We start from the raw sequence: 4,752 nt of genomic DNA, 5'->3' as shown, positions 1-4,752 counted from the left end.
GCAACACAAGCCTTGCTTTTACCACGGCTGGAAACGACTGTATCTAACTCCCAGTTGGGATCTTTTGCTAATCAATTGAATATTTAATATTTCAGTTTCTTCTTAAAGCCCTTATATGTATTAGGACTATATCCTGCAGATTCATAAAATTTGCAAGCATCAATCCTATTAGCTTCTGTAACCAGAATTATTTGGGTGCAGTTTCTATTTACAGCAATTTTTTCTAGTTCAGATATCAATGCTTTACCTACTCCTTTGTATCTGAAATTACTATCAACTATTAGATTTTCAAGAACCATAAATGGTTCGCAACGGCCATATAAATCCCCACAGATTACTCCCATTACAGAACCAATCAACCGTTCATTTTCAACAGCGCTCAATAATACATGTGTATCACTTTTGCAAAATTTGTTAAACTGATTATACATTGATTCAATGCAAGAGTCCCCATTCCAAAATTGTTTGTATAGTTGTGCCAGTTCAGGAATATCATCCGCAATCATGTTACGTATAATCATATTTAAGCCTCCTGATCTGTAATCACGAGCCACTAATTTGACTATGGTCTATGTTCATAGCAAGTCTTTTCTCATATAGCACACTGGAAAAGGAATATGGTCAAATCGTTTCGTATTAATCTCAATAAATCCAAGTTCGCGGTACCATGACTTTAAAATCTCATGTTTCCCATTTACGCCAATCAACACTGTCTTTCCGCCCTAGTCAGCAACATATTCTACCACATACTTAACAATCTGGCGACCATATCCTTTATGCCGATATTCAGGCAATACTGCCAATCTTTCCATATAAAAGACAGTTGGTTCATATCTTTCAATGGCAACAAAACCAATCTGTTTTGTTTTACAATACACACCAAACATTGCAATTCCCTTTTCCCGCATTTTCTGCAAATGTCGAATTTCTATAAATGCTGGGTTGGTGGGAGCATTCTCTTTTGTAAGTCGAAATTGTTCCGCAACTGTAGCAAAAGATTCGCGGATGACATTTACGCTGACTGCCAACTCCTGTTCAGTATTCACTGATTTATAAGTCAAACCATATACTTTGCTCCTACAAATTCTGGATATAATAGCAATAGGCAACTATGGTCTTATGTAGTTAGTTCCATAGAAAGCAAAAACAATATATTTTTAATAGGGGTGACGAACGTGCATCACATTATATGCCCCGTTTGCAGCGCTAACCATTTTACACTAAAATACCAGGCAACTTATGAATATTCCTATAGGATAGATGGGAATGCCCCTGGAGTTAATAACACCAACGAGTTTCTTCCCTATATGTATGATAAACGGGAACAAAAAGACGCTAAGCAATATATAGAATGTAATACCTGCGGAACCAACTATCCATGCTATTTTGATAACTGGACGGAAGGGATTACCTCCATCATGATACAAGAGGCTATTACCTCAGCATATATGTCACAACAGTAACTTTTTGAAAGAAATAACCAGCTTATCTGTCCACTGGCAAATAGTAATTAGCAGTGAACTACTTTTTCCCACCAATGATACGTTTCTCCCGCCTAATCTAAGCTTTCTAGCGGCTTCCTTTAGCATAAATTCCTGCTAATTACTCACAATAAAAATTGTTATACAATCGAAATCTTATCAATTCAATCTTACAGGTTCAGGTAAAATTAAAGTTTCTTCTCTTAGATCCATTGAGTCAAGGTGACCCTTTTATAATTAAAGGATATGTACTGTGAGCAACAGCTACGATTGGTTCCGTACGAAAATAGGTAGATACTAAGGCGGATGACACACTTCACGCTGAAAAGCCTCAACCTCGCATTACGCAAAGGTTGAGGCTATTTTTCTAGTTTTCAATGATACGATACGATTCTCCCCGATTAATCTTAAACGAACTTGTTACTTTCATGAACATGACGCCAGTGTTATGTCATAATTTGGAATATTGTTTACCTTTTCCAACTTTTACTCCATATTCTTCTAATTATGTATCGTATTATGTAGGATTATTGTTGAATATAGCGAAAAATAAAGTTTATAAATAAATGTTAAAGGACTCGATAATTTATGCGTAAACAAAGAAAAATCTTCAAATTTATATTTCCCATTTTTGTATTATCATTATTATCACTGTCGGTCTCCGTCGGATTAGCTGCACCTGAACTACCTATATGTCAGGATGCCTCAAAAGTCTCAGACAAAATTCAAAACAATGAAACTTTCCACGAGCGATCTCAAGATGCTTCAAAAGCACCAGACAAAAACAACGAAGCTACACTATCGATATCTCATATCGCAGAGATATATGCCGAAATATTAAAAAGCGAGCCATTAGTAATTATAATTGACAAATCTAAATATAAATTATTTTTATTTAAAGATGGAAAAGAAACAAAAAATTACGATATAGCTATTGGGAAAAATCCTGGTCAAAAGCAAATAGCGGGTGATATGACTACTCCCACTGGCAAGTTTACCATTAATGAAATTATTGACTCTCATTACTGGACCCATGATTTTAATGATGGTAATGGTGAAATAGAAGGAGCCTATGGGCCATGGTTTATTTCCTTAGATACCGGAGTATGGGATGGTATTGGTATTCATGGTACGCATGACCCAAGCTCAATAGGAACCATGGCATCAGAAGGATGTATACGTATGTATAATGAGGACGTAACAGAGTTAAAGGAGCAAATTTCAATCGGTACTACAGTTGTTATTATATAGGGAAAATCGCGTGAATGTATGCCTTGTTTAATTTAACAGAACCGCCCTTCTGTTTCTCACTGCTTATCAAAATATCAAAGATAAAAAACAACAAACAAAAGAGGCAATATTCCCGCCTCTCTTGTTTGTTATATTTTTTATCCAAATTATGATTAGTTCTCACACTGAAAGTTAATCATATTTTCATTAAAAAATTATATCTGAAATTTATTAACGGCACCCTGTAAGTCTTGTGCCATCTTAGCAAGACTTTGACTCGATGAGGTAATTTCTTCCATCGAGGCAGACTGTTCTTCTGTAGCAGCCGAAACATTTTGCGATTCAGCAGTCGCAGTACGTATCAAGGCATCGATCTCTTTAACCGAGTTGACGATTTGCTGGCCTCCTTCAGACAACTGCTGAATCGAAGCCGAAATTTCTCCCACTTGTCCAGAAAGTTGCTTTACTAATCCGGCAATTTCCTGGAATGCTTCTCCTGCGACTGTCACTACTTCTGTTCCAGCCTTAACACCTTGGGTACCAGCATCCATAGCACCCACAGCCTTTTCTGTTTCTCCTTGAATTTCGCTAATTAAGTGAGCAATTTGTTCAGCCGCTTCTCGAGATTGTTCTGCTAATTTGCGAACTTCTTCAGCAACAACAGCAAATCCTCGTCCCTGCTCTCCCGCTCTTGCCGCTTCAATCGCTGCGTTAAGAGCCAGGAGATTAGTTTGACCCGCAATACCAGAAATCGTACTGACAATTTGTCCAATTTCTTTTGACCGCTCGCCTAATTGAGTAACAACTTGAGAAGAAGCACTGACAGTTTGCTCAAGTTCTTTCATTTGCTTTACGGCACTCTCTACAAAAGTACTGCCTCTTACGGCTGTTTCAGCAGCTTTATTCGACTGGATCGAAACTTCATTGGTGTTTTGTGCTACTCTTTGAATACTGGTAGCCATTTTATCTACTGCAACAGATACCTCATTTACAGCGTGCAATTGTTTATCTGCTCCCTGGGCCACCTGTGTTATAGATGTCGCCACCTGATTTGCGGCAAGTGCCGATTGCTCCGCACTAGCAGTCAATTGTTCAGAAGCAGCAGCCATTTGTTGCGAATTTTCCTGTACCTGACCAATTAAGCTCCGTAAATTTGTTACCATTGTATTAAAAGATGCAGCTAACATGCCAATTTCATCCTTAGAGGTAACCTCAATGGTTTGTCTTAAATCACCTTGCGATATCTTATTGGCCACTTCCTGCATTTTATAAATCGGTTCAGTAACACGCCTAGCCATAAAGAACACCAGTAAACCTACAACGACCAAAACAACTAGTGTCACAACACTCAGAATCATTGTCAGCGAAGATACCTTATTCATGATTATGGAATAAGGCGTTTCCAAACATATAAGCCAACCTGTTCTGTCATCGTATTCATAGGTTATTAATTTTTTTCCTGTACTTTGATCATCAACAATCGAATAGCCGCTTTTCTTTTGGTTTAGCCCTTCCTTGACAAAATCGACCGCACTGACGTCTGTACGCTCCTTAACCAGGTTTTCATCTGGATGCGCCAATATCTTACCAGTATTATCAACCACATAAACAATCGTTCCATCGGTTGACAGCTGATTCACATACTCACTAATTTTTGATAAGGTAATTGCCCCCTGCACTACTCCTACTATTGATCCAGTTTTAGGATCACGCACAGGAGTCCCAAGCATTAAAGTAAGCTTGCCATCTGTCTTACTTACTACTGGTTCATTAATTGCTAAATCTTTGCCTTTTACTGCTTCCTGAAAGTATTTTCGATCCTTAATATTAACTAAGGCAGCATTATCACCGCGTACAACCATATTGCCTTGTAAATCGTCTAAGACAATTGAAATATCAGGATACGTCTTTCGGGTATTTACCAAAAATTGTCTTGTCTGAGCTAAATCAAAGGCTGCAACTGCCGGATTGCTAGCAACAACCTTCAGTGCTGTAATGGGTCTGTCTAGCACCCCATCAATTTGAAACTTTACTTGCGAAG

The 4,752-nt window shown here is 38.0% G+C and carries 5 protein-coding genes; 2 read left to right on the top strand and 3 right to left on the bottom strand.

The window, feature by feature from the left end; genetic code table 11:
• Window positions 1–83 precede the first annotated feature (83 nt).
• Window positions 84–521: a GNAT family N-acetyltransferase gene (locus AC29Z1_RS12965; protein ID WP_488271875.1), complete on the bottom strand. Its 438-nt coding sequence runs from the start codon at window positions 519–521 to the stop codon at window positions 84–86.
• 201 nt (window positions 522–722) lie between these two features.
• Complete coding sequence (locus AC29Z1_RS12960; protein WP_488271874.1) at window positions 723–1,061, bottom strand: GNAT family N-acetyltransferase; 339 nt, start codon at window positions 1,059–1,061, stop codon at window positions 723–725.
• A gap of 246 nt (window positions 1,062–1,307) precedes the next feature.
• On the opposite strand from AC29Z1_RS12960, the gene AC29Z1_RS12955 reads away from it, so the two are divergent.
• Together AC29Z1_RS12955 and AC29Z1_RS12950 are read left to right on the top strand one after the other, a co-directional pair.
• Complete coding sequence (locus AC29Z1_RS12955) at window positions 1,308–1,463, top strand: hypothetical protein (RefSeq protein ID WP_488271873.1); 156 nt, start codon at window positions 1,308–1,310, stop codon at window positions 1,461–1,463.
• A 606-nt stretch (window positions 1,464–2,069) separates the two neighbouring features.
• Complete coding sequence (locus AC29Z1_RS12950) at window positions 2,070–2,732, top strand: L,D-transpeptidase (RefSeq protein WP_488271872.1); 663 nt, start codon at window positions 2,070–2,072, stop codon at window positions 2,730–2,732.
• Window positions 2,733–2,926: 194 nt separating this feature from the next.
• On the opposite strand, the gene AC29Z1_RS12945 is transcribed toward AC29Z1_RS12950, so the two are convergent.
• A partial coding sequence (locus AC29Z1_RS12945; RefSeq protein WP_488271871.1) for a methyl-accepting chemotaxis protein occupies window positions 2,927–4,752 on the bottom strand: 1,826 nt, incomplete at its 5' end.

This window comes from Sporomusa sp. (assembly GCF_057736855.1).
The sequence above is the reverse complement of the archived record's forward strand: the minus strand, read 5'-3'. Positions and strand labels throughout refer to the sequence as shown.